The organism is Oleiphilus sp. HI0080, assembly GCF_001635135.1.
Genome location: NZ_LWFU01000951.1, coordinates 1 through 927, shown reverse-complemented (window position 1 = coordinate 927; position 927 = coordinate 1). Strand labels below are relative to the sequence as shown.

Annotated in this window: 2 protein-coding genes; both read right to left on the bottom strand. The window is 53.0% G+C overall.

All coding sequences use genetic code 11. The features are described 5' to 3' along the window. Positions 1-589: histidine phosphatase family protein (locus tag A3751_RS18470; protein ID WP_197466492.1), on the bottom strand; the 589-nt coding region annotated here is incomplete at its 3' end. After that, positions 555-927, bottom strand: a 373-nt coding sequence (locus A3751_RS18465; protein WP_369821258.1) for an MBL fold metallo-hydrolase, incomplete at its 5' end; no start/stop codon positions are given. The genes A3751_RS18465 and A3751_RS18470, both read right to left, overlap by 35 nt.

Below are 927 nucleotides of genomic sequence, written 5' to 3'. Positions count from 1 at the left end.
GCCGAAGATCGCCGTTCGGTTTTTGCTGCGAGACAACCATCTCACCTGATCTCGGAAAGTGGCCTGTGAGTGCAGTAATGTTGACTTGGTGAGTCACTAGTAGGATCACCTCGCCATCGGCTTTTGTCTTCAGCTCTTTGGCGATCCAGGCTTTGGTCTTGTTCGTCGCTTCCTGCTTCATTTCCCAATTCTGAAAGAAGGAGTTTAGGGATGCGAGTTGTTCGGGTTCGCCTAGCGCTAATAACTGAGCTGTTTCCTTGCACCGACACCATTGGCTGGTGATAACGCGCGCGTCGCTATAGCCTTTTGCGCGCAGCTTTTCGCCCGTCTGTTGCGCTTGGTTTCGACCTGCCTGCGATAAGTTTCGTTGGCTGGCACAGTCTGAGAGGTCAAAATTCTCGGGATCGCCTGTGCCCGGCGCGAGCGTATGTCGCATTAGAACAACATGCCCGGGTTTCGCCATCATTACCCAAGGGTCGGAGACGTTGCCGTTGGCGTAGGTTTCGCTTCCCCAGCTCAATCCTAAAGATAAGTACAGGAGGTGCGTTAAGCCTCTAACACCCATTTTTGCACTGGCCGTCTGCGTCAAACTCCATGGTCTTGCCGCTCAGGGGTATGTGCACCGGAACATTGCTCGCATTTGTAAAGGCTGCTGTGCGGGTATTATCGAGCACCTTGCCATTTTTTGTCGCAGGCTCATTCGCATGTGAAGCGATCACCGAAATGGGCTTCACCATCTCGTTGATGACGTAGGCGGCTTCTGTAGGCCCCGTAGTAAAGGTACCGCCAATATTCATAACCGCCAGATCTGGCTGATAGTGGGCTCCCACTACTTCTTTCTGTTCGGCGGTCATGCCTGTGTCGCCAGAAAGGTAGACCACAAGCCCGTTGCTAAACTTCAAAATATAACCAGTGGGCGGCCCAACA